Origin of the sequence: Flavobacterium okayamense, assembly GCF_019702945.1 — a bacterium.
Lineage (GTDB): Bacteria > Bacteroidota > Bacteroidia > Flavobacteriales > Flavobacteriaceae > Flavobacterium > Flavobacterium okayamense.
The window spans coordinates 2,109,860-2,135,803 of the sequence record NZ_AP024749.1 but is presented as its reverse complement, the minus strand read 5'-3'; the positions used below and the strand labels follow the sequence as shown (position 1 = coordinate 2,135,803).

Genomic DNA, 25,944 nt, shown 5'->3' with positions numbered 1-25,944 from the left:
TTTAAGATTTAATAATTCGTTAAATTATTTTTTAAAAGCAGCTTCATATATCTCAATCCATTCCTCAGGTGTAAGTTTTTGACTTAATTCTCCAAGTAATTCATATGGAATATCTTCAACTTTTTTAAAGCGCATGCAACTTTTTCCCATATCCAATTTCTTTTTAGAATGCTTAGGAAATTCAGAAACAAACCAATCGTATAATTCTTTTTTTGCATAAATTCCCATGTGATAAAAATTAATGCTATTCTTTTGAGAAGCAAAACTCATAAACGGTAAAGGAATCTTAGGATCACAATGATATCCAGCAGGATAAATTTCATGAGGGACAGAATATCCAATCATTCCATATTGCATACCTTCTTTAAAACCTTTAGGTAAATTTGATAAAATTACTTCTCTAAGTTTTTGTAAAGCCTCTCTTCTATCTTCAGGAACTTCGTTAATATATTGTTCTGGTGAAATTGCGCTTGATGTCATATTTATTCTACAATTGATTCATAAATAATTTTTTGAATATTTTCACGAATATTTTCTCGCGATAAAACATTTGTTTTTGCTTCAGGAAAAGTTCTATTTGATAAAAAGATATAAACAATTTCTTTTTCAGGATCAGCCCATGCCATTGTTCCTGTAAACCCGGTATGTCCAAAACTTGTCATAGAAACACAACCACACGTTGGTCCGCTTTTTCCTAGTTGTGGTTTATCAAACCCAACACCTCTTCTATTATCATCTTTACAATAATAGCAAGTATTAAACTTATTAAAAGTTTCTTTACTTATAAATTGATGATTACCATAATTACCTTGTTGTAAATACATTTGCATCATTTTTGCAACATCTAAACTATTAGCAAAAACACCTGCATGTCCACCAACACCACCTTGCATTGCAGCTGCCATATCATGAACATATCCTTGAATAGTTTCATACCTAAAATAATTGTCTATTTCAGTAGGTATAATTTCATTTTTAGAAAATTTTCTTAACGGATTATAAAGCATTCTATTTGCCCCTAAAATCTTGTAAAAATTATTTTCAGCTAAAACATCTAAATGTTTACCCGTACTTTTCTCTAAGTATTCTTTCAAAATTATAAAAGCAAAATCACTGTATTTATATTGAACTTTTGGTAATAATTCACTGTCCGCAATTGCTTTTATAATTGAATCGTTATAATCTTTTCTTAAATATAAATTATCAGTTACTTTTATTGAAAACTGTTCTGAAAATTCATTTCTATAGTATTTTGAGTCTGGTTTCCCTAAAGAATCTAAAGTAGCTTTATAAAAACCGATCCACGGATAAAAACGAGCTTGATGCGTTAACATATCAACCACCGTTGCATCTTTCTTGTTAGAATTTTTAAATACTGGAAGCATCGTTCCTAATTTTGTGTTCATTTTTAATTTTCCTTTATCAAACTGAACCATTACATTAGGAAGTGTAGCTAATATTTTTGTCAAAGAAGCTACATCATATAAATCTGTGTTTTGAACTGCTTTTTCTTTATCATATGAATGATAACCAAAAGACTTTTGATAGACAACCTTACCTTTTCTAGCCACTAAAACTTGAATTCCGGGAGTCATCTTTTCGTTTATAGCATGATTTGCAACAGAATCTATTTTTGTTAATACTAATGAGTTCATACCAACATTTTCTGGCGCACCAAATGCCAAACGATTCATCTTTGTAGTTTTTAAACCATCATTTATATAAAAATTTTCATTAATGGACACAGGGAGTTTACCTTTACATCCAATAGCACCAAAAATAGCCTCAGCAGCCACTGTATTTGAAAAATTATTGTTTTGATACGCTAATATCAATGCTTCAATATTATTGAAATTCTTAATTTTTAATAGAGAATATGGCTTTGTAAAGAATGTAACGATAACTTTATTTTGTTTCGCTATTTGTTCTATCCAAAATAACTCTTTAAAATTTAAATTATGATTTTTCCAAGCCCCATCAGCTTTATGATAACCAATTATTACTTTAGAATAATCTTTAAGCTCAACTAAAACAGAGTCTAAATTTGTTGTTTTTATATAATCGACATTAGTATACTCTTTTAATTTTGAAACAAAAAAAGTTTCGTCGTCATTGCCAATTTTTACATAAGCTATTCTTTCATTTTCAAACTTTTTAATTGGTACAATTGACTCTTTATTTTTTAATAACGTTAAAGCATTTTCATACAACAAATAATTTAAAGCATCATATTCAGATTTATTTAAATCATTCGTTAAGTTTTTTAATTCTATAGGTTTATAACTATTTAATCCTACTTTATACTTGTAAGTTAAAATTTTCTTAACTGATTCAGACAGGCGTTCTTCGGTTAAACTACCATCTTGAAAAGCTTCCTGGAATTTTTGAATAGCAACGGGAACATTTTCAGCAAATAATAAAACATCATTACCTGCTAAAAAAGCTTCTAAATCAATTGCTCCAGGCTCTTTAAAATTACTAGCACCTTTCATGTTTAATGCATCAGTAAAAATCAAACCATTAAAACCAAGCTCTTTTTTTAAAATATTGGTAACTACATTATATGAAATTGATGTAGGATAACCTTCACGAGGCTCAATGCTAGGGACGTTTAAATGTGCCACCATAACACTTGACAACCCTTTTTTTACTAATTCTTTATAAGGATATAATTCTACATTATCTATCCTATCTTTATCAAAATTAACCATTGGTAAAGTATGATGAGAATCAGTTGAAGTATCACCATGTCCTGGAAAATGTTTAGCAGTAGCAAAAACACCCTCACTTTGTAATCCAATCATTAATGCTTCAGCAGCGTTGGTTACATTAATTTTATCTTCTCCGAAAGAACGATTACCAATAATAGGATTTTTAGGATTTGTATTAATATCTACAACTGGAGCAAAATTAAAATGAATTCCCATTCTTTTAGATTGACGGCCCATTTGCTTGCCCATTTCTTCAATTAACTTGTAATCTTGAATTGCTCCAAGCGTCATATTCCACGGATAACGATAAGTTGAGTCTAAACGCATACTCAACCCCCATTCAGCATCAATTCCTATAAAAAGAGGAACTTTTGATTTAGCTTGATATCTATTTGTTAGTTTAGCTTGACGAACTGGTCCACCTTGAAAGAAAATTAATCCACCAACATTATATTTCTCTACAAGTTGATCAATTTCATTATAATGCTTTTCGTTTTTATTAGAATAAGCAGCAATCATAAACAATTGCCCAACTTTTTCTTCAAAAGACATTTTACTATAAATACTATCTACCCATTGCTGTTGCGGTAAATTTGATTTCGTTTGTGCAAATGAAAATGTAATAAAAAAAAGAAGAAAATATTTTATATAGCGCATAGTACGATTAAAATTAAAAATCATCATAATGGTTTATTATGATGATTTTCAAATATACTAAAAAATAAGAGTATATAATTGCTAAAAAAGTCTTAAACTATTACTAATCTCTAATGTTTACAACTATCCATTTTAAAAGTGTTCCATCGTAAACTAATTCAACAGTACCAATTCCTGATGTTGCAGTTGAAGGTCCTAATGTATCAATTTGATTTTGAGGTAATGAACCAACCAAATGATCTATTTTCATATTGACATTATTTGCATTATAAATTATAATATGCCTTCCATCAGTCCCACCAATAATTCCTGAAATTGAAAAATTAGTAGTAGCACCTACAAGTCTAAAAATCACAACATCATTATTAACTCCACTAATATCCATATCAAAATCATTGAAAGTAAAATTTGAAAACGGTGTACTAATGGGTATTGTTGCAATTTTATAGAACGCATTGTTATTACCAGTGTTTGCTGATAAAACATTCCCTGTTAATGTAAGATTTTCTCCTACAATAACATTTGTCACTCTGCCAGTAGGTCCGATACCTGCAAGTTTATCAGCATCACAAACGTCATTTGTGTCAGAAACTTGAAATGTACCTTCAACATGTAAAGTAGATTGGGGAGCAACCGTTCCTATTCCAACTTGAGAGAATAATGGCATAGAAACGAAAAACGTAAAAAAAAGTACTGTTTTTCTCATAGCCTTACATATTAAATTTTTTCCTTATTATAAAGCTATGAAAAGAAATAATTTATATTATTTTTTTATCGATTAAATAGACAAAATAATAGTTTAACTGTATTTTTTTAGTTAAAAATATACATATTTAAAATAAAAACAAAAAAAATAATTACAAATATTACAATATAAATAAATTATAAATCAATATGACGATCATGATAACCTAAAAGATATAAAACACCATCTAATCCTATACTAGAAATCGAACTTTGTGCATTATCTTTTACTTTTGGTTTAGCATGAAAAGCAATACCCAAACCTGCTAAGTTAATCATGGGCAAGTCGTTAGCTCCATCACCTACAGCAATTGTTTGATTGATGTCTATTCCTTCTAATTCTGCAAGTTTTTGAAGATATTCAGCTTTTTTATTTCCATCAACAATTTCACCCAAATAGCCCCCTGTTAAAACGCCATCTTTGATTTCTAATTGGTTTGCAAAAACGTAATCGATTCCTAATTCTTTTTGAAGATAATGACCAAAATATGTGAAACCTCCAGAAAGGATTGCAGTTTTAAAACCATTTGCTTTTAATGTATTAATAAGTCTTCTTGCTCCTTTTGTAATAGGTAAATTTATAGCAACTTCGTTTAAAACATCTTCTTTCAAACCTTTTAAAAGTTTCATGCGTTGAATGAAACTTTCTTTGAAATCAATTTCACCTTGCATTGCAGATTCAGTAATAGCTTTTACTTGTTCTCCAACACCTGCAAGTTCTGCTAATTCATCAATAACTTCGGTTTGAATTAAAGTAGAATCCATATCAAAACAAACTAAGCGTCTATTTCTTCTAAACATATTATCTTCTTGAAAAGCAATATCAACATCCAAATCTTTTGAAATTTGCATAAATTTTTCAGTAAAATCTGCTTTATTATGAATTGCGCCACGAATTGATAATTGTATGGAAGCTCTTGGGTATTCATCCGCTTTAATTAGTGAAGATCTTCCTGTAAGCCTCTTTATTGCATCAATATTCAGATTTTTTTCAGAAATAACCTTTGTGACTTCGGAAATTTGTTCTGCAGTTAATTTCTCACCTAAAAGTGTAATAATATAGCGATCTTTACCTTGTTGTCTTACCCAACTTTCGTAGTCTTCTAAAGCAATAGGTGTAAATTTTGCTTTTATTCCTAACTCATACGATTTAAAAAGTAGATCTTTTAAAACAGCTGCTGATTTTTTTCCTGATTTAATTTGAAATAAAATACCTAACGATAACGTATTGTGAATATTTGCTTGGCCAATATCTAAAACTTTCGCATCATATTCAGCCAAAACAGCTGTCAATGAAGATGTTAAGCCTGGTTTATCTTGACCTGAAATATTTAATAAAAAGATATCGCTATCCTGCATTATAATTTAATTATAGAAAAGTACTTAAAAAAATCTATTGTGCCAGCTATCAGAAGCTGGGACTTCCCAAAAATCTTCAAACTCTTCAATTGTGTTAACTAAATTATTAAATACAATTGTATGCTCTGAAACTGCCTTTTGTTTGGCCATTTGTTTGAATTCAATTAATGTTTTATGAGCAATAAATTCACCTTGTTTGTAGGTTACATTCATTTTATCTAATAAATCAATTGAATATTTTTGTTCTAAGTCTTGAATAAATTTTACAGAAGCATCAATTGAACAACCTGTAGCTGATTGCACATCTTGATTTACAGCAATTATTATAAAACGATTATATCGTATTATAAAAGAAGCTTCTAAACCTTGTCCGTGAGCTGACCAATCTTCAATAAATAATTTAGTTAATTTATTTATTTCAACCACTTCATCATCAGATAGTTTTCTGTTAGATTGATAAATCCAAACTCTAGAATGCTTTGGTAAATTTTCAAATGGTACGTACATTATTCTTTTTCTATATCAGAAATTACTTTAAAGTTTTCGTATTTTTTAGTTTTTGTATTATATAATTCAGCGACATAATACGATACTTTTATCTTATCTTTTGATTTTAATACATTGTCAATTACTAAATAAGAATTATCAAAATTATCAAGTAATAAAAATTTATGAGATTTACCAGATGCTTCTTTTACATTAACATACAAAAAGCCATCCTCATTAGTGTTTACAAAAGTTCCATTGATTGTTTCATCTTCTTCCGAACTATAAGAATCAGATTGTTCTTGAGAGTTTTGAAAAATTTTAATTAATAAATCAGGACAAACACCTGCCATAGTTTCACCAACATCTCCTCCTATTTCTTCAATTTTTGAAATGTAGTTTTTACCATAATACTTTTCAACACTTGATTGATATTTATTAACCGCTTCAAGAATACATAATCCTAAATTTAACTCATAATTGTCTTTAGTCATTTCCTTGCTATTAGAACATTCACAAGTATGCTCGGCTAATTTAGTTTTCAATTGGTCTTTAGTTAATTCTTGTGAATATAAATTTGTTGCAGTAACAAATAAAACAAGTAACATTGCAATTTTTTTCATCTTTTTTTATTCTTGAGCGTTAGCAATAATTTCAGCAATATCTAAAACTTTAATCTCTTCTTCTTTATGACTAAACTTAACACCATCAGTCATCATAGTATTACAGTAAGGACAACCTGTAACAATAATATTTGGATTTGTTTCTAGAGCATCTTGTGTTCTTAAAACATTAATATCCATATCTCCTTTTTCTGGTTCTTTGAACATTTGAGCACCACCTGCGCCACAGCATAAAGCCGAACTTTTACTTCGCTTCATTTCAACAACAGCAGCATTAGTAGTTTGAAGAATTTCTCTAGGCGCATCATATTCATTATTAGCACGTCCTAAATAACAAGGATCATGAAAAGTGATACGACTTCCTTTGTACGTTTCTTTATTAAAACTAATACGTCCTTCGCTCAATAATTGTTTAATAAATTGTGTGTGATGCAAAACCTCATAATTACCTCCTAAATTAGGATATTCATTCTTTAAACAATTAAATGAATGCGGATCACAAGTAACAATTTTCTTTACCTCATAAGAATTTAATAATTCTATATTCATTAAAGCTTGCATTTGAAATAAGAACTCATTACCAGCTCTTTTTGCAACATCACCCGTACAACTTTCTTCTGTACCCAAAACAGCAAAGTTTACGTTTGCTTTATTAAGTATTTTTACAAAAGCTCTAGTTATTTTTTTTGCTCTATCATCGAAACTACCTGCTGAACCTACCCAAAATAAAATCTCAGGTTGTTTCCCTTCAGCCATCATTTCAGCCATAGTTGGAACTATTAAACTTTCAGACATATCGTTAATTTATATGTTTATATTTTAATTTATTACTCATTCACCCAATTCAAACGATCCATTTGATTGTAAGGCCAAGGAGCTCCATTATTTTCAATGTTTGACATCATATTATTTAGTTCTGTTGGCGCAGCACTTTGCTCCATAACTAAGTAACGACGCATATCCATGATGATTGATAACGGGCTAATATTAACCGGACATTCTTCTACACATGCATTACAAGTTGTACAAGCCCAAAGCTCTTCTGTTGTAATGTAATCGTTCAATAATGATTTACCATCATCTACAAATTTACCACCGTTTGCATCAATGTTTTTACCAACTTCTTCTAAACGATCTCTCGTATCCATTATAATTTTACGAGGCGATAATTTTTTACCTGTTTGGTTTGCTGGACAAGAAGATGTACAACGACCACATTCAGTACATGTGTAAGCATTTAACAATTGTACCCAATTTAAATCTTGAACATCAGAAGCTCCAAATTTAGCGGGAACTGCATCTGGATTTGCAGGCGCAGCAAATGGATCAGCATTTGGATCCATCATTAGCTTAACTTCATTAGTTACACTTTCTAAATTATTAAATTGTCCTAATGGATTTAAATTTGCAAAATAAGTATTTGGAAACGCCAATAATATATGTAAATGCTTAGAGAAATATAAATAGTTTAAGAAAATTAAAATCCCTACAATATGCAACCACCATGCTCCTTTTTCAATCATAGCAACAAGTGCATTATCCATACCGTTAAAAACGGGTGCGATAAACTGAGAAATTGGAAAACTTCCTGCTTGATGATAGTGACTAAAACCTCCTGGTACAAATTGTAAATGATAATCCGCTGCATTCATTACTAAGAAAAGCGTCATTAAAACCATTTCGAAGTACAAAATATAATTTGCATCACTTTTAGGAAAACCTTCCATTTCAGGTTTCCAGAAGCGTTGGATTTTCATTACGTTTCTTCTAATCCAAAACACAATAACAGCTACTAAAACTAAAAAAGCAAGAACTTCGAATGAACCGATTAAAACATCATAAAAACCTCCTAAAAAGCTAAAAACACGATGAGTACCAAATAATCCATCGATAATTATCTCTAGAACCTCAATATTTATAATAACGAATCCTAAATAAACTAAAATATGTAAAAAACCAGCAATTGGTCTTTTTACCATTTTTGATTGACCTAAAGCAATCATTGCCATATTTTTCCATCGTGCTGATGAATTATCAGAACGATCAATATCTTGGCCAAGTTTAATGTTACGTATTAACTTTTTTACATTACGTGCAAAATAACCAATTCCTAGAAAAAGAATTATGGCAAATAAAATATTAGGTAAAATACTCATATTGATTATTTGTTGATTTGTTCGTTTTTATCGTTTACTTCAGGAGCTTTGTAAGGTTTGTCTTTTTTACCAAAAACAGAAACATTAACATAGCGTGTTGGATGTAATCTTAAATCTTGCAACAATAGTTCTAATTCTTTAGATGCACTTGTAAAATTATTGTACATTTCATCATCTTTCATTAATTTACCCATTGTACCTTTTCCTTGTTCCATATCAGCCATTAATTTATCTACATTGGCTAAGGTTTTTTCAAGATTTTTTACAGTTTGACCAAAGTTAGCATTCGCTAAGGAATCTGAAATAGTTGCAAAGTTTTGTGTTGTCTTATCTAAATTTGAAAATGTGTTATCTAATTTTGATTTGTTGTTAGCAAGTAATTGGTTTAAATCTTTAGAAGCTCCACTAAACTCAGCCATTGTTTTGTTTAAGTTAGCTATACTATTACGAAGATTTGATTTAGTATTTTCATCTAATACTTGATTAATATTAGCAAATAATACATTTGCATTATCAAGTAATTTTTCGATTTTATCTTTTATAGGTTCAATTTCTTTAGCTAAAGCATCTGTTAAACCTAGTTTATTTGACGATTTTAAATGATCTCCACTTTCAGTTTCAGTTTTATCTTCAAAATTTGGAATAATGGCAATTTCTCTTCCTCCTAAAGGTCCAGAATCGTAGATTTCAGCAATACTAGATTTTGATATCGGAAAATCATTAGTGATCTGCATTTGTACTAATAGTTTCCCATCTGGTTGAATTTCTATTGAATTAACACGACCAATTTTTAATCCGTTTATTGTTACAGGTGCAGCAGGAACAAGACCTGAAACATTTTCATAAACTGCGTATAATTTTTTACTTGTATCAAAGTAGTTTTTACCTTTTAAAAAATTATATCCCCAAATAAAAAGTAATATAGATAAGATGACTAAAATAGCCGTTTTAATTTCTCGAGATAATTTCATCGGTTAGTTTTTACTGTTTTATAAATTGGATTATATCCAAATCTTTAAAACTTTCAATTTTTAACAAAAATAAAACTTTATTTTATTTTATTGCATCAGCTACACTAATTTTTACTCCATCTTTATAAGCTACAATGAAAGCTGAATTATAACCTTTTGACTTTGCTTCTTCTAACTTATTTTTCGCAGAATCATAACTATTTTCTTCACCATAAAAATATTTGAATAGTTTTCCTTCTTGCTCGCGAGAAATTGGCGAAAGCTTTTTAAAATTTGATGGTTTAGTATCTAATTTTCTACTACTAGCCGAAATTTGAACTTTAAACACTAAACCATTTATTAGTTTAATTTCAGGTTTATCATCTTTAGTTTCTTCAACAATTACAGTATTATTTGTATTTTCCTGAAAAAACTCTTTCTTATAATCTAAAACAGCATTAGCAATTGCATCAGCAATTTCATTTTGGCCTTTTTCTGAATTTAAATATTTCCCTTCTTCAACATTTGTAACAAAACCTGTTTCAATTAAAACACTAGGCATATAAGAAGCATCCAAAACCCATAAAGGTTGTTGTTTTACACCTCTACTCTTTCTTCCTAATTTCTTAGAAAAATTAGATTCTATTCTAGAAGCTAATTCAATACTTTGCGATAAGTACTCTTCTTGAAGAATTTTCAGACCAATTAATGATTCTGGCTTATTAGGATCAAAACCATTATACTTTTCTTTATAATCGCTTTCAAGAAAAATTACTGAGTTTTCACTTTTAGCAACATCAAAATTTAAATTGGTACGCGACATTCCCATTACAAATGTTTCTGTTCCATAAGGAGCAAAATTTTTTCCAGCAGAATTACAATGAATTGAAACAAACAAATCGGCATCATTTTTATTAGCAATATTTGCTCTTTCGGTTAACTCTACAAAAACATCTGTCTTTCTAGTATATATTACATTAACTCCTTTTTCTCTATTTAAAATATCTCCTACTTTCTTAGTTATTTCTAAAGCTATATTTTTTTCTAGAAAACCATGTGCATTCTTTCCAGAGTCTTTTCCTCCATGTCCAGCATCTAAGACAACTTTAAATTTATTTGTTTGAGCTTCAAGTTCATTTGAAATTGAAAATAACAATATGATTATAAGTATTCTATATATGTTTTTCATCATCGTAAACGGCTTTGTTTTTTATTGTAGCGTTATAATTTTATTAAATCTTTATTTTTGCAAAAAAATATATGTAAGTTTGACACTTCAAAAAGTGAGCCAATTTTTTACAAAAATACTATTAATAGGATTGCGTACCAATTTATTTTATATCGTTTTATCAGCATTTTTGCTAACAATTGGAATTCATGTTTCTTATTCACAAGAAATTATTCAAATTGATAGTTTAAGTCTTAAAAATAAAAAAGAAAAAGACTTTACTGAGCAAGACACAATACATCTTACTATTAACGATACTATTAAAAATGATAGTATAAAGAAGCCTAAAAAAAATCTTCTTGAAGGTATTGTAAAGCGTAAAGCCAAAGATTACGAAAAATTAGACCAAAAGAAAAAACAACTTACTTTATACAACGAAGCTGAACTTTATTATACTGATATCGAACTTACATCTGGTATAATTGTTTTAGATTATGAAAAAAATGAAGTTTACGCTGGTCGTTTGAAGGACAGTTTAGGTAATTATATTCAATATCCTGTTTTTAAACAAGGAAGTAATGTAATTGAACCCGATTCAATCCGCTTTAATTTTAAAACTAAAAAGGCTTTAGTTTGGAATTCAAGAACAAAACAAGGGGAATTAAACATAAAAGCAGAAGTTTCTAAAAGAGAAAACGATTCTGTTTACTTCCTAAAAAATGCTAGAATTACAACTTCTAAAAATATTGATGATCCAGAATATTATTTTTTAGTTAGAAAAGTAAAATTTGTTCCAAAGAAAAAAGTTGTTGCTGGATTAACTAATATGGTGATTGCTGATGTCCCAACGCCAATTGGATTACCTTTTGCCTATTTTCCAATGACCGAGGAAAGTACTTCTGGATTTATTATCCCAACTCCTGGACAGTCAAATAGACAAGGTTATTTTCTTCAAAATGGAGGTTATTATTTTGCTTTAAGTGATTATTACGATTTAGCTGTCCTTGGTGATTACTTTACCAATGGAAGTTATGGTTTACGAGCTGAAAGCAGTTATGCAAAACGTTATAAATTTAACGGTAGAGTTAATCTTAGATACGAAAACAATATACAAGGAGAGAGAGGATTTCCTAATTATATAAAATCGAAACAATATAATTTTCAATGGACTCATAGTCAAGACCCTAAAGCTGCTGCTAATTCTAGATTTTCAGCTTCAGTTAATTTAGGAAGTAGTCAGTATTTTAGACAATCAGTTAACCTAGTTAATGTTGGCTCAAGTATTAACAATAATATGAGTTCTTCGATTTCGTATCAGAAAACCTTTCCAACTGAACCACAAGTAAACTTTTCATTATCTGCAACACATAATCAGAATACAAACACTGAACAAATTAATATGACATTACCTACACTACAAGCTAGTGTTAGTAGAATTTTTCCTTTTGCACCTAAAGACGGTATTAAAAAAGGAATTATTAAAAATATTAACTTACAATATAATTTAAGAGGAGAAAATAGAATTAATACAACTGATTCTTTATTCTTTAAACCTGAGATGTTTAGAGACGCTAAAACTGGATTTCAACATTCAATACCAATTAGCACTAATTTTAAAGTTTTTAAATTTTTTAGTGTTTCCGCTAGTGCTAATTATAATGAAGTTTGGACATTAAATACTGTAAAAAAATATTTTAGCACGATTGAAAATGAAGTTGTTACTGAAGACCAAAAAGAATTTGATGCTTTTAGAACATATAACTTTTCTGCAGGTATAGGAACAACTATTTATGGTACATTTGAATTTGGAGAAGATAAAAAAATACAAGCAATACGCCATGTAATGCGTCCAAATATTTCTTATAGTTACACTCCTAGTTTTGAACAGTATTATGACACCTATGCTATTGATGCAACTGGAAATACCATGCAGGAATATACACGTTTTGAGAACAGTATTTTTGGAAGTCCAGGTAACAATTATGCACAAAACTTAGGTTTTTCACTAAGTAATACATTTGAAGCAAAAGTAACAGATAAAGAAAGTAAAACTGATGAACCAAAAAAAGTTATGCTTTTAAATAATCTAAATTTTTCTACTAGTTATAATTTAGCGGCTGATTCTCTTGCACTATCACCAATAAGAATGTCTGGCGGTACGCAGTTGTTTAAACAAAAAATGAATGTGAATTTTGCCGCAACTTTAGACCCTTATGCTATTGATAATGCCGGAAGAAGAATTGATGTTTTTAATATTGATAATGGTGGAAGTTTACTAAGAATGACAAGTGCTAATATGACAATTAATTATTCATTTTCTAGTACTGATTTTAGCAAAAACAACAAAGGCAAGAATGAGCAAACAGCTTTAAATGGTGGACGAACAGATGATTTATTTGGGACGAGTACTGATTTAAGCGATAACAGACAAAGTTTGTTTAATAAAGATGATGATGAAAACAATTTAGAAAATAATAACGAATGGTATCATACTAAACTTCCATGGGATTTTAGATTTGCATATTCAGTAACTTATAATAATTCAAATCGTCAAAATGAAATTTCTTCGCAATCTTTAATGGGTTCTGGAAATATTGAGTTGGCTCCACGATGGAAAGTTGGGTTCTCTTCTGGATATGACTTTAAACAAAAAGGCGTTACATTTACTCAATTACGCTTTGAACGTGATTTAGAAAGTTGGCGAATGAGTTTTAATTGGGTTCCATTTGGTCCAAACAATTATTGGGGCTTCTTTATTGGAATTAGTTCTTCTGTACTTAGTGATATTAAGTGGGAAAAAAGAAGTCTTCCAGATAGAGTTTTTAGGTAATTAATATTATGTTACTTCTTTTATTATAATTTCTCTTTTTCTGAAAAAAGAATTATAGGTTCTAATTTTTACATTAAAAGTCCTTATCGATTTATCTTTTACGGATATTCCAACAACTACATATTGGGAATTATTAGTAAATAAATCTTCTATATGAAATTTATTCTTGCTTTTAATAAAGTTGTGGCTAAAATAACCGCATCCTTTTTTTTCTAAAATATTAACAACTTCATTCAAACTCAATTTTGGAACTAAGAACAATGGATTTAAAACAAATTTTATGAATAAAACGATTACTCCAATTATAAGTAAGAGTGTAATAATTATTAATAAAACTTTCATAAGTTAATTAAATCCTTCCGAAATACATTGCTTTCACAATTCCATCTGACAAACCAATTTTAGGAACAAAAATTTGCCTAGCACCACTCCACTTCATTGCATTTAAATATATACGAGTCGCTGGTATAATTACATCGGCACGATCTGGATTTAATCCTAATTCTGCAACACGCTCTTCATAACTCAAACTATTTAGTTTTTGGTATTGTGAATTTATATAAACGTATGAAAGTGGTTTATCTTGATGTTTTTCAGATAATTTAAAAAGCTTATTGATATTTCCTCCTGAACCAATTAGAGTTATTTCATCATAAGGTTCTACTGTAACTTTTATCCATTTTTCGATTTCTGTCCATACTATATCTGAAACCATATTGTTAAGCAAACGAACAGTTCCATTTTTGAAAGATTTTGAAGCAACTATCTTTCCTTCAGAAAATAAAGAAAATTCAGTACTTCCTCCACCTACGTCAACATATAAATAAGTTCTATCTGAATTAATAAATTGTTTTAAATCTGAAGAAGCAATTATTGAAGCTTCTTTTTTTCCATCAATAATATCAATTTTTATATCAGCTTTCTTTTTTATCAAGTTTACAATGTCTAAACCATTATTAGCTTCTCTCATCGCTGAAGTTGCACAAGCTTTATATTTTTCTACTTTGTGAACTTTCATCAAAAGATTAAATGCTTTCATAGCATCGACCATTCGATTAATATTCTCTTCAGAAATATCACCTACAGTAAACGCATCTTGACCAAGCCGAATTGGAACACGAACTAGCGAACTTTTGTTAAACTGAGTTGGTTTACCTTGCTGCTCTACAATATTTGTAACTAACAAACGCATGGCATTTGAACCAATATCGATAGCTGCATATTTTTTAATAGAAATCATTATAAAACTTTTTCGGCGATTACTTCTAACTTATTTTGATAGTATTTATATAGTTCTGCTTGCGCTCTAAAATTTTCTCCTTCTGTTTTTCTGTAACGATTTTTTAAATCATCAGAATGAATTCTAGCTTTTACATTAGCTTTCCAACCTATGTCAAATGTATCAATTAATTCTTGTTTCACATTTTCATCATAAATAGGACATGTTACTTCAACTCTAGCGTCTAGATTTCTTGTCATAAAATCTGCCGATGAAATAAATACTTCTGGATTTCCATCATTTCCAAAAATGTAAATTCGAGAATGTTCTAAATATTTATCAACAACACTTATCGCTTCAATATTTTCACTCATTTCAGGAACACCAGGTATTAAACAACAAATACCTCTAATTATTAATTTAATTTTTACTCCTGCTCTACTCGCTTCGTATAATTTATCAATCATTTTAAAATCTGACAAACTATTCATTTTTAAATGAATAAATGCATGTTTACCAGCTTGAGCATTGAACATTTCGCGTTCAATTAATTTATTAAATTTCGAGCGAGTATAATGTGGTGAAACAAATAAATGCTTATAACGATTTAATTTATAATTAACTTCAAAGAAATCAAAAACCTTGGAAACATCCTTTAAAATTGACTGATTAGCTGTAAAAAGAGTATTATCTGTATAAATCTTAGCAGTGTTTTCATTAAAGTTTCCAGTTGAGATAAATCCGTAACGTTTCACTTTTCCAGCTTCTAATCTATCTATGACACAAATTTTACTATGCACTTTTAAGCCCTTAACTCCAAAAATTAAATCAATTCCTTCAGTTTGCATTTGCTCTGCATATGAAATATTACTTGCTTCATCAAAACGAGCTTGAAGTTCGATTTGAACAATTACTTTTTTTCCATTTTTAGCTGCATTAATCAACGAACTAACAATTTGTGAATTTTTTGCTAAACGATACAAAGTAATTTTAATAGCTACAACATTTGGATCAAGAGCTGCTTCTCTTAAAAATTTAATAATATATGAGAATGACTGATAAGGTGCACTTAATAAATAATCTTTAGAGTTGATTTTTCCTAAAATACTACCTTCTAAATCTAAACCAGGAACAGGTAATGGTGGATTTTCTCTGTACAATAAATCATAACGGCCTAAATTAGGAAAATTCATATAATCACGACGATTATGATAACGTCCACCAGGAATTATACTATCTGAACTATCAATATTCATTCGCTTAAGTAAAAATTCTAATGTGTCTTTTTCTATATCTTGGTCATAAACAAAACGAACTGTTTCACCAATACGTCTTTCTTTAACACTATCTGACACTTTTTCAATAAAACTTTTACTTAAATCACTATCAAATTCTAATTCAGCATCACGAGTGATTTTAATCATGTGTGCAGAAATGCTTTCATAATCAAAAATATTAAACAAATAATTTAAATTATGACGAATAACATCGTCAAGCATTATAATGTATTGTTTTTCGTTATTTGAAGGAAGTACTACAAATCGATTTATAGTACTTGGAATTTCAACAATAGCATAGCGAATCTCTTTTTTTGGTAAAATAGTTTCAAGTAATGAAACTTTTTTTGGTTTCATTACTAACTTAACCGCAAAATATCCAGAAGTATCTTTTAATAGAGGAAATTTCTCTAAATCATTCAACATGATTGTAACAACAGCTGGACTTACTTTTTGAATAAAAAATTCTCTTATAAAGTTTTCCTGTTCTTTAGATATTTGCTTCTCAGTTAAAATGAAAATATTTTCTTTTTCAAGCTTTTTTTCGATGTCACTTAAAATTCGCAAACTTTCAGATTGTTGTTCGATAACTATTTCTGTGATATCTTTTAAAAGTTGTTCCGCAGTAATACCACCAAGTAATTTTATAGTATCGGCTCTTTTCTTTTCAATTCTTAATCTTCTAATAGCAGCATAACGTACTCTAAAGAATTCGTCTAAATTATTTGAAAATATTCCTAAAAATCGAAGTCTATCTAATAATGGAACAGATTCATCTGCAGCTTCTTGTAAAACTCTTGCATTAAAAGTTAACCAACTTTTTTCTCTATCAATGTATAGATTCTGGTTTATGTTGTTGTTCATGTTTAAAATGACTCGGGAAAATCGTTTTTACTATTTTGCCTTTTTCTAATTTTTTCCAATCATTAATTGAAAATTGTAAAGATACTACTCCACTAGTAGGAACATTCTCTATAAAAAGGTTTCCAAATTTATTAACAAAATTTGTAATAGCATCGTTATGACCAAAAAGAATTAAATTATCGAAATTATTTTCACACTTCTTAATTTCATTTTCAAGTTCACACTCATCAAATGTATATAAATCTTGTTTGAAAACAATTGTATCAAGAGGAATATTTAAATTTTGAGAGATAATAATAGCAGTTTCTTTAGCTCTTTTTGCGTAACTACTCCAAACAACAAAACTCTTAGGTAAATATTCTTGTATTTTTGAAGAAATAAGATGTGCATCGAAAATACCTCTTCTCGATAAAGGTCTATCAATATCTTTTAAAGGTGTTTCCCAACTTGATTTGGAGTGACGAATTAAAATTAAATTTTTCATATTAAATTAATTTAAATGACTTTTCGTTTAAAAAGCTATTATACCATACGTTCTTGATATTAATTATTTGTATCATAAAGTAACTAATTTTTTTTAAAAGAAACTAATCTTTTTAAATCTAAAATGATACTTTCAAAGAGTATTTAAACCAATTCATCGAAAAAAGTGAATTCTTTTAGGAAGTTAATGCTTACTTTCTATAAATTTGAATTGTTAAGTTATGAGAAGCCCCCTTACAGATTGTTAATTTACTTTTATTAATTTAAGAAGTAAATAGTTATTAGCCCATACCCACATTTTAATTTTTAATTGGATACTTTTTTAAGTCTCCTAGTTTATTGTCCCCTAAAATAAAACTTTACTCTCATTTTGGGCTCCCAAAGCACCGAAACAATAACTCTATTTTCTATTGAAAAGGAATTGTTTAACATAAAAGTAGAGGTTATGAAAGCAAGAATTACACTTTATTTGCTTATTATCTTCGGGATAAATTTATCATTTTCCCAATTTACAGCTGATAAGCCAGATTTAAGGTTGTGTGGAACCTCCCCAAATTATTATTTGGATTATTTTAATTGTACTTCAAATAATTACACACTAGACAATGTGTTTTTGAGTCTTACAGACGTTAATGGAGTTCCATTGGATACAACAACTTGTACACCAGGGACGCCACAAACAATGTATATAATGCTTAATTATACATCGAACTCAAACAGTAATATTCATCATGTAAGAATGTTTGCTGATTTAATTATTGATGGAAACACTTCTTCAATAAATGTAAGTTTAGGGACTGTAGCGCCTGGTTCAGGTCAAAGACTCTTATATGGTCCGTTTACTTGGATTTGTGGACAAGAAATAATCTTAGATAGAATATTAATTGTTTGGAAAACATCTGGAAACAATAATGAATTGGTTCCATATACTTGTAATACATACAACAAGTCTCAATGTGAATTTCCCGGAAGTGTTGTAGTTGCAGCACCTTTAGCCGTTCAGTTTAATTATACAGGTTGTACTTATGGAAATTTAAGTACTATTTATTTTAATTCTACTACAAATGGAGGTATTGCGCCATATAGTTATGCTTGGGATTTTGAATCCGATGGTATAATTGATTCGACAGATGAAAATCCTAACCATACTTATGACACTAGTAATACCTATTCAGCTACTTTAACAGTTACTGATTCAAACGGAACAATGAATACCTATGTTCTACCAATAATCTATCCTTCAGAATTAAACTTAACTGCAAATGTACAAGGTTTAACATGTGTTTTAGGTTCAACTGCATCTATTGATTTATCAGTGTCTGGAGGAAATCCTCCTTATACATACAATTGGAACACAGGTGATATTTCTGAAGATTTATCAAATTTAGGAATTGGTACTTATGAAGTTATTGTAACAGATGCAGTTGGTTGTGTAAAATCATTTTCTACAACAATTTCACCGATTGTATGTTGTGAATTTTTAGTTACATGTCCTACATTCCCGAACACATCACTTCAATGTTATGATTTATTACCAATTGAAGGTGAAATAAGTATAGTAGATTTTGAGGCACTTGGTAATGGAGACGGAAATATAGGAAACAATCCATGTGGAGTTATTGTAATAACTGCACAAAACGGTCCTTATAATGGATGTAATGCAAATATCGTTAGAACTTATACTGTAACAGAATATCAAGACGATAATAATAATGGAATTCATGAATCTAATGAAACTACAATTTTAAACTCTGTTACTTGTGATCAAACCATATTAATTAATGATACCACTCCACCAACTATTGATATTGTTGCTGCGGATTTAACGGTAGAGTGTGATGGTAATGGAAATACTGCTGATTTACAAGCATGGTTAGCTTCTAATGGTGGAGCTTCTTCTTCAGATGCTTGTTCTTCAGTAACTTGGTCTAACAACTACACTAGCCTTTCAGATGATTGTGGGGCTACAGGTTCGGTAAGCGTAACTTTCACCGCTACTGATGATTGTGGTAATAGCGCTAGCTCTTCAGCTACCTTTACCATTGTGGATACTACAGCGCCAACTATTGATATTGTTGCTGCGGATTTAACGGTAGAGTGTGATGGTAATGGAAATACTGCTGATTTACAAGCATGGTTAGCTTCTAATGGTGGAGCTTCTTCTTCAGATGCTTGTTCTTCAGTAACTTGGTCAAACAACTACACTAGCCTTTCAGATGATTGTGGGGCTACAGGTTCTATAAGCGTAACTTTCACCGCTACTGATGATTGTGGTAACAGCGCTAGCTCTTCAGCTACCTTTACCATTGTGGATACTACAGCGCCAACTATTGATATTGTTGCTGCGGATTTAACGGTAGAGTGTGATGGTAATGGAAATACTTCTGATTTACAAGCTTGGTTAGCTTCTAATGGTGGAGCTTCTTCTTCAGATGCTTGTTCTTCAGTAACTTGGTCAAACAACTACACTAGCCTTTCAGATGATTGTGGGGCTACAGGTTCTATAAGCGTAACTTTCACCGCTACTGATGATTGTGGTAACAGCGCTAGCTCTTCAGCTACCTTTACCATTGTGGATACTACAGCGCCAACTATTGATATTGTTGCTGCGGATTTAACGGTAGAGTGTGATGGTAATGGAAATACTGCTGATTTACAAGCATGGTTAGCTTCTAATGGTGGAGCTTCTTCTTCAGATGCTTGTTCTTCAGTAACTTGGTCAAACAACTACACTAGCCTTTCAGATGATTGTGGGGCTACAGGTTCTATAAGCGTAACTTTCACCGCTACTGATGATTGTGGTAACAGCGCTAGCTCTTCAGCTACCTTTACCATTGTGGATACTACAGCGCCAACTATTGATATTGTTGCTGCGGATTTAACGGTAGAGTGTGATGGTAATGGAAATACTTCTGATTTACAAGCTTGGTTAGCTTCTAATGGTGGAGCTTCTGCTTCGGATAGCTGTTCTTCGGTAACTTGGTCAAACAACTACACTAGCCTTTCAGATGATTGTGGGGCTACAGGTTCGGTAAGCGTAACTTTCACCGCTACTGATGATTGTGGTAACAGCGCTAGCTCTTCAGCTACCTTTACCATTGTGGATACTACAGCTCCAACTATTGATATTGTTGCTGCGGATTTAACGGTAGAGTGTGATGGTAATGGAAATACTGCTGATTTACAAGCATGGTTAGCTTCTAATGGTGGAGCTTCTTCTTCAGATGCTTGTTCTTCAGTAACTTGGTCTAACAACTACACTAGCCTTTCGGATGATTGTGGGGCTACAGGTTCGGTAAGCGTAACTTTCACCGCTACTGATGATTGTGGTAATAGCGCTAGCTCTTCAGCTACCTTTACCATTGTGGATACTACAGCGCCAACTATTGATATTGTTGCTGCGGATTTAACGGTAGAGTGTGATGGTAATGGAAATACTGCTGATTTACAAGCATGGTTAGCTTCTAATGGTGGAGCTTCTTCTTCAGATGCTTGTTCTTCGGTAACTTGGTCTAACAACTACACTAGCCTTTCGGATGATTGTGGGGCTACAGGTTCGGTAAGCGTAACTTTCACCGCTACTGATGATTGTGGTAACAGCGCTAGCTCTTCAGCTACCTTTACCATTGTGGATACTACAGCGCCAACTATTAATATTGTTGCTGCGGATTTAACGGTAGAGTGTGATGGTAATGGAAATACTGCTGATTTACAAGCATGGTTAGCTTCTAATGGTGGAGCTTCTTCTTCAGATGCTTGTTCTTCAGTAACTTGGTCAAACAACTACACTAGCCTTTCAGATGATTGTGGGGCTACAGGTTCTATAAGCGTAACTTTCACCGCTACTGATGATTGTGGTAACAGCGCTAGCTCTTCAGCTACCTTTACCATTGTGGATACTACAGCGCCAACTATTGATATTGTTGCTGCGGATTTAACGGTAGAGTGTGATGGTAATGGAAATACTTCTGATTTACAAGCTTGGTTAGCTTCTAATGGTGGAGCTTCTTCTTCAGATGCTTGTTCTTCAGTAACTTGGTCAAACAACTACACTAGCCTTTCAGATGATTGTGGGGCTACAGGTTCTATAAGCGTAACTTTCACCGCTACTGATGATTGTGGTAACAGCGCTAGCTCTTCAGCTACCTTTACCATTGTGGATACTACAGCTCCAACTATTGATATTGTTGCTGCGGATTTAACGGTAGAGTGTGATGGTAATGGAAATACTGCTGATTTACAAGCGTGGTTAGCTTCTAATGGTGGAGCTTCTGCTTCGGATAGCTGTTCTTCGGTAACTTGGTCAAACAACTACACTAGCCTTTCAGATGATTGTGGGGCTACAGGTTCTATAAGCGTAACTTTCACCGCTACTGATGATTGTGGTAACAGCGCTAGCTCTTCAGCTACCTTTACCATTGTGGATACTACAGCTCCAACTATTGATATTGTTGCTGCGGATTTAACGGTAGAGTGTGATGGTAATGGAAATACTGCTGATTTACAAGCGTGGTTAGCTTCTAATGGTGGAGCTTCTTCTTCAGATGCTTGTTCTTCAGTAACTTGGTCTAACAACTACACTAGCCTTTCGGATGATTGTGGGGCTACAGGTTCTATAAGCGTAACTTTCACCGCTACTGATGATTGTGGTAACAGCGCTAGCTCTTCAGCTACCTTTACCATTGTGGATACTACAGCTCCAACTATTGATATTGTTGCTGCGGATTTAACGGTAGAGTGTGATGGTAATGGAAATACTGCTGATTTACAAGCGTGGTTAGCTTCTAATGGTGGAGCTTCTGCTTCGGATAGCTGTTCTTCGGTAACTTGGTCAAACAACTACACTAGCCTTTCGGATGATTGTGGGGCTACAGGTTCTATAAGCGTAACTTTCACCGCTACTGATGATTGTGGTAACAGCGCTAGCTCTTCAGCTACCTTTACTATTGTGGATACTACAGCGCCAACTATTGATATTGTTGCTGCGGATTTAACGGTAGAGTGTGATGGTAATGGAAATACTGCTGATTTACAAGCGTGGTTAGCTTCTAATGGTGGAGCTTCTTCTTCAGATGCTTGTTCTTCAGTAACTTGGTCTAACAACTACACTAGCCTTTCGGATGATTGTGGGGCTACAGGTTCTATAAGCGTAACTTTCACCGCTACTGATGATTGTGGTAACAGCGCTAGCTCTTCAGCTACCTTTACCATTGTGGATACTACAGCTCCAACTATTGATATTGTTGCTGCGGATTTAACGGTAGAGTGTGATGGTAATGGAAATACTGCTGATTTACAAGCGTGGTTAGCTTCTAATGGTGGAGCTTCTTCTTCAGATGCTTGTTCTTCAGTAACTTGGTCTAACAACTACACTAGCCTTTCGGATGATTGTGGGGCTACAGGTTCTATAAGCGTAACTTTCACCGCTACTGATGATTGTGGTAACAGCGCTAGCTCTTCAGCTACCTTTACTATTGTGGATACTACAGCGCCAACTATTGATATTGTTGCTGCGGATTTAACGGTAGAGTGTGATGGTAATGGAAATACTGCTGATTTACAAGCGTGGTTAGCTTCTAATGGTGGAGCTTCTTCTTCAGATGCTTGTTCTTCAGTAACTTGGTCTAACAACTACACTAGCCTTTCGGATGATTGTGGGGCTACAGGTTCTATAAGCGTAACTTTCACCGCTACTGATGATTGTGGTAACAGCGCTAGCTCTTCAGCTACCTTTACCATTGTGGATACTACAGCTCCAACTATTGATATTGTTGCTGCGGATTTAACGGTAGAGTGTGATGGTAATGGAAATACTGCTGATTTACAAGCGTGGTTAGCTTCTAATGGTGGAGCTTCTTCTTCAGATGCTTGTTCTTCAGTAACTTGGTCTAACAACTACACTAGCCTTTCGGATGATTGTGGGGCTACAGGTTCTATAAGCGTAACTTTCACCGCTACTGATGATTGTGGTAACAGCGCTAGCTCTTCAGCTACCTTTACTATTGTGGATACTACAGCGCCAACTATTGATATTGTTGCTGCGGATTTAACGGTAGAGTGTGATGGTAATGGAAATACTGCTGATTTACAAGCGTGGTTAGCTTCTAATGGTGGAGCTTCTGCTTCGGATAGCTGTTCTTCGGTAACTTGGTCAAACAACTACACTAGCCTTTCGGATGATTGTGGGGCTACAGGTTCTATAAGCGTAACTTTCACCGCTACTGATGATTGTGGTAACAGCGCTAGCTCTTCAGCTACCTTTACCATTGTGGATACTACAGCGCCAACTATTGATATTGTTGCTGCGGATTTAACGGTAGAGTGTGATGGTAATGGAAATACTGCTGATTTACAAGCTTGGTTAGCTTCTAATGGTGGAGCTTCTTCTTCAGATGCTTGTTCTTCAGTAACTTGGTCAAACAACTACACTAGCCTTTCAGATGATTGTGGGGCTACAGGTTCTATAAGCGTAACTTTCACCGCTACTGATGATTGTGGTAACAGCGCTAGCTCTTCAGCTACCTTTACCATTGTGGATACTACAGCGCCAACTATTGATATTGTTGCTGCGGATTTAACGGTAGAGTGTGATGGTAATGGAAATACTGCTGATTTACAAGCGTGGTTAGCTTCTAATGGTGGAGCTTCTGCTTCGGATAGCTGTTCTTCGGTAACTTGGTCAAACAACTACACTAGCCTTTCAGATGATTGTGGGGCTACAGGTTCTATAAGCGTAACTTTCACCGCTACTGATGATTGTGGTAACAGCGCTAGCTCTTCAGCTACCTTTACCATTGTGGATACTACAGCGCCAACTATTGATATTGTTGCTGCGGATTTAACGGTAGAGTGTGATGGTAATGGAAATACTGCTGATTTACAAGCGTGGTTAGCTTCTAATGGTGGAGCTTCTGCTTCGGATAGCTGTTCTTCGGTAACTTGGTCAAACAACTACACTAGCCTTTCAGATGATTGTGGGGCTACAGGTTCTATAAGCGTAACTTTCACCGCTACTGATGATTGTGGTAACAGCGCTAGCTCTTCAGCTACCTTTACCATTGTGGATACTACAGCGCCAACTATTGATATTGTTGCTGCGGATTTAACGGTAGAGTGTGATGGTAATGGAAATACTGCTGATTTACAAGCGTGGTTAGCTTCTAATGGTGGAGCTTCTGCTTCGGATAGCTGTTCTTCGGTAACTTGGTCAAACAACTACACTAGCCTTTCGGATGATTGTGGGGCTACAGGTTCTATAAGCGTAACTTTCACCGCTACTGATGATTGTGGTAACAGCGCTAGCTCTTCAGCTACCTTTACCATTGTGGATACTACAGCGCCAATATTCATTACAAATCTTCCACAAGATATTTCAGTTTCATGTGATGAAATACCAGATCCGGATGTACTTGAGGCTTCAGACAACTGTTCAGGAAACGCCATAATTCAAGTCAATGATGAAATCATCACTGACGAAAGTGCTTGTGCAGGAGAATATATTATTTTGAGAACTTGGACTGCTACAGATAATTGTGGAAATAGTGTTGATCATATTCAAACAATTAGTGTTTTTGATAACACTCCGCCTGAGTTGATAACACCTTTAGATTCTGTTATTAATGTAACTTGTTCTGAAGTTCCAGAAATTCCAGAATTAGAATTTACCGATAATTGTTCAGGAATTTTTAATGTTGAGTTTAACGAAACTAACACAACCATAAACATCTATGAATATGTAATAGTTTGGGAATGGATTGTAAGTGATAATTGTGGTAATGAAGCAACATTTACACAAACAATTAATGTAAATGTTCCTGAACCGTTTGACGCAATACCTTATTCAATTTGTACAGGAGACCAACCTTTAGATTTATTTACTATATTAGGTGAGTCAATTCCTACAAATGGAGAATGGATTGAATTGACAAATTCTGGCGGTTTACAAGGAAATATATTTAATCCTGATGGTGTAAATAATGGTTATTATACTTTACAGTATACTGTAACTTTAGATAATGATGATTGTCCTACTAGATTTGAAGTGTATTTAAATGTAAATGACGATTGTATTGTATTAGCTGCTTGTGATATAACAATTTACAATGCGGTATCAGCTAATAATGATGGAATGAATGATAATTTCTTTATCGATGGAATTGAATGTTATCCAGATAATACTGTAGAAATTTACAATCGATGGGGAATATTAGTTTATGAAACTCGTGGTTATGACAATGCACTAAATTCGTTTAGAGGTTATTCAGAAGGTAGAACAACATTTAATAAAAATGAAATGCTACCAGATGGAACGTATTTTTACATTCTAAAATATAATGATACTGAAGGCAAATCGCACGATAAATCTGGTTATTTATATTTAGATAAATAACGGTTAAAGTGTAAGTATAACTTAAAAA

Annotated in this window: 16 protein-coding genes; 2 read left to right on the top strand and 14 right to left on the bottom strand. The window is 32.2% G+C overall.

Features of this window, described 5'->3' with window-relative positions; all coding sequences use genetic code 11:
- Positions 1-24: 24 nt before the first annotated feature.
- The 10 genes from KK2020170_RS09925 to KK2020170_RS09880 all read right to left on the bottom strand — a co-directional run bounded on the left by KK2020170_RS09925 (position 25) and on the right by KK2020170_RS09880 (position 10,878).
- On the bottom strand, positions 25-480 hold the full coding sequence (locus tag KK2020170_RS09925; RefSeq protein WP_221258180.1) for a DUF1801 domain-containing protein: 456 nt from the start codon (positions 478-480) through the stop codon (positions 25-27).
- 2 nt (positions 481-482) lie between these two features.
- The gene (locus KK2020170_RS09920) at positions 483-3,368 is read right to left on the bottom strand and encodes a serine hydrolase domain-containing protein (RefSeq protein ID WP_221260032.1); all 2,886 of its coding nucleotides are present in this window, start codon (positions 3,366-3,368) and stop codon (positions 483-485) included.
- A 103-nt stretch (positions 3,369-3,471) separates the two neighbouring features.
- On the bottom strand, positions 3,472-4,074 hold the full coding sequence (locus tag KK2020170_RS09915) for a hypothetical protein (protein ID WP_221258179.1): 603 nt from the start codon (positions 4,072-4,074) through the stop codon (positions 3,472-3,474).
- A gap of 176 nt (positions 4,075-4,250) precedes the next feature.
- Positions 4,251-5,471: a phosphoserine phosphatase SerB gene (gene serB, locus KK2020170_RS09910; RefSeq protein WP_221258178.1), complete on the bottom strand. Its 1,221-nt coding sequence runs from the start codon at positions 5,469-5,471 to the stop codon at positions 4,251-4,253.
- A gap of 24 nt (positions 5,472-5,495) precedes the next feature.
- Positions 5,496-5,978 carry an ABC transporter ATPase gene (locus tag KK2020170_RS09905; protein ID WP_221258177.1) on the bottom strand — a complete coding sequence of 161 codons (483 nt, stop codon included), beginning with the start codon at positions 5,976-5,978 and terminating at the stop codon, positions 5,496-5,498.
- Positions 5,978-6,580 (bottom strand): hypothetical protein, encoded by a 603-nt coding sequence (locus tag KK2020170_RS09900; RefSeq protein ID WP_221258176.1) that lies wholly within the window; start codon positions 6,578-6,580, stop codon positions 5,978-5,980. The genes KK2020170_RS09905 and KK2020170_RS09900 overlap by 1 nt, the downstream gene beginning before the upstream one ends.
- A 6-nt stretch (positions 6,581-6,586) precedes the next feature.
- On the bottom strand, positions 6,587-7,375 hold the full coding sequence (locus KK2020170_RS09895) for a (Fe-S)-binding protein (RefSeq protein ID WP_221258175.1): 789 nt from the start codon (positions 7,373-7,375) through the stop codon (positions 6,587-6,589).
- A gap of 32 nt (positions 7,376-7,407) precedes the next feature.
- Positions 7,408-8,736 (bottom strand): 4Fe-4S dicluster domain-containing protein, encoded by a 1,329-nt coding sequence (locus KK2020170_RS09890; protein ID WP_221258174.1) that lies wholly within the window; start codon positions 8,734-8,736, stop codon positions 7,408-7,410.
- 5 nt (positions 8,737-8,741) lie between these two features.
- On the bottom strand, positions 8,742-9,707 hold the full coding sequence (locus KK2020170_RS09885) for an MlaD family protein (RefSeq protein WP_221258173.1): 966 nt from the start codon (positions 9,705-9,707) through the stop codon (positions 8,742-8,744).
- Positions 9,708-9,789: 82 nt separating this feature from the next.
- Complete coding sequence (locus KK2020170_RS09880; RefSeq protein ID WP_221258172.1) at positions 9,790-10,878, bottom strand: N-acetylmuramoyl-L-alanine amidase family protein; 1,089 nt, start codon at positions 10,876-10,878, stop codon at positions 9,790-9,792.
- Positions 10,879-11,005: 127 nt separating this feature from the next.
- Here KK2020170_RS09880 and KK2020170_RS09875 point away from each other — a divergent pair, with 127 nt between their 5' ends.
- Positions 11,006-13,684 carry a putative LPS assembly protein LptD gene (locus tag KK2020170_RS09875; RefSeq protein ID WP_390641500.1) on the top strand — a complete coding sequence of 893 codons (2,679 nt, stop codon included), beginning with the start codon at positions 11,006-11,008 and terminating at the stop codon, positions 13,682-13,684.
- Between the two features lie 6 nt (positions 13,685-13,690).
- Here KK2020170_RS09875 and KK2020170_RS09870 read toward each other — a convergent pair whose 3' ends face one another.
- From KK2020170_RS09870 to KK2020170_RS09855, 4 genes are read right to left on the bottom strand one after another with little or no spacing between them, the layout of a single operon-like run.
- Entirely contained in the window at positions 13,691-14,026 is a 336-nt protein-coding gene (locus tag KK2020170_RS09870; RefSeq protein ID WP_221258170.1) for a hypothetical protein, read from the bottom strand.
- A gap of 7 nt (positions 14,027-14,033) precedes the next feature.
- On the bottom strand, positions 14,034-14,924 hold the full coding sequence (locus KK2020170_RS09865; RefSeq protein WP_221258169.1) for a Ppx/GppA phosphatase family protein: 891 nt from the start codon (positions 14,922-14,924) through the stop codon (positions 14,034-14,036).
- Positions 14,924-17,044: a polyphosphate kinase 1 gene (gene ppk1, locus KK2020170_RS09860; RefSeq protein WP_221258168.1), complete on the bottom strand. Its 2,121-nt coding sequence runs from the start codon at positions 17,042-17,044 to the stop codon at positions 14,924-14,926. The genes KK2020170_RS09865 and ppk1 overlap by 1 nt, the downstream gene beginning before the upstream one ends.
- Positions 17,010-17,528 (bottom strand): SixA phosphatase family protein, encoded by a 519-nt coding sequence (locus KK2020170_RS09855; RefSeq protein WP_221258167.1) that lies wholly within the window; start codon positions 17,526-17,528, stop codon positions 17,010-17,012. The genes ppk1 and KK2020170_RS09855 overlap by 35 nt, the downstream gene beginning before the upstream one ends.
- Before the next feature lie 444 nt (positions 17,529-17,972).
- Here KK2020170_RS09855 and KK2020170_RS09850 point away from each other — a divergent pair, with 444 nt between their 5' ends.
- Positions 17,973-25,916: a T9SS type B sorting domain-containing protein gene (locus KK2020170_RS09850; RefSeq protein ID WP_221258166.1), complete on the top strand. Its 7,944-nt coding sequence runs from the start codon at positions 17,973-17,975 to the stop codon at positions 25,914-25,916.
- Positions 25,917-25,944 lie beyond the last annotated feature (28 nt).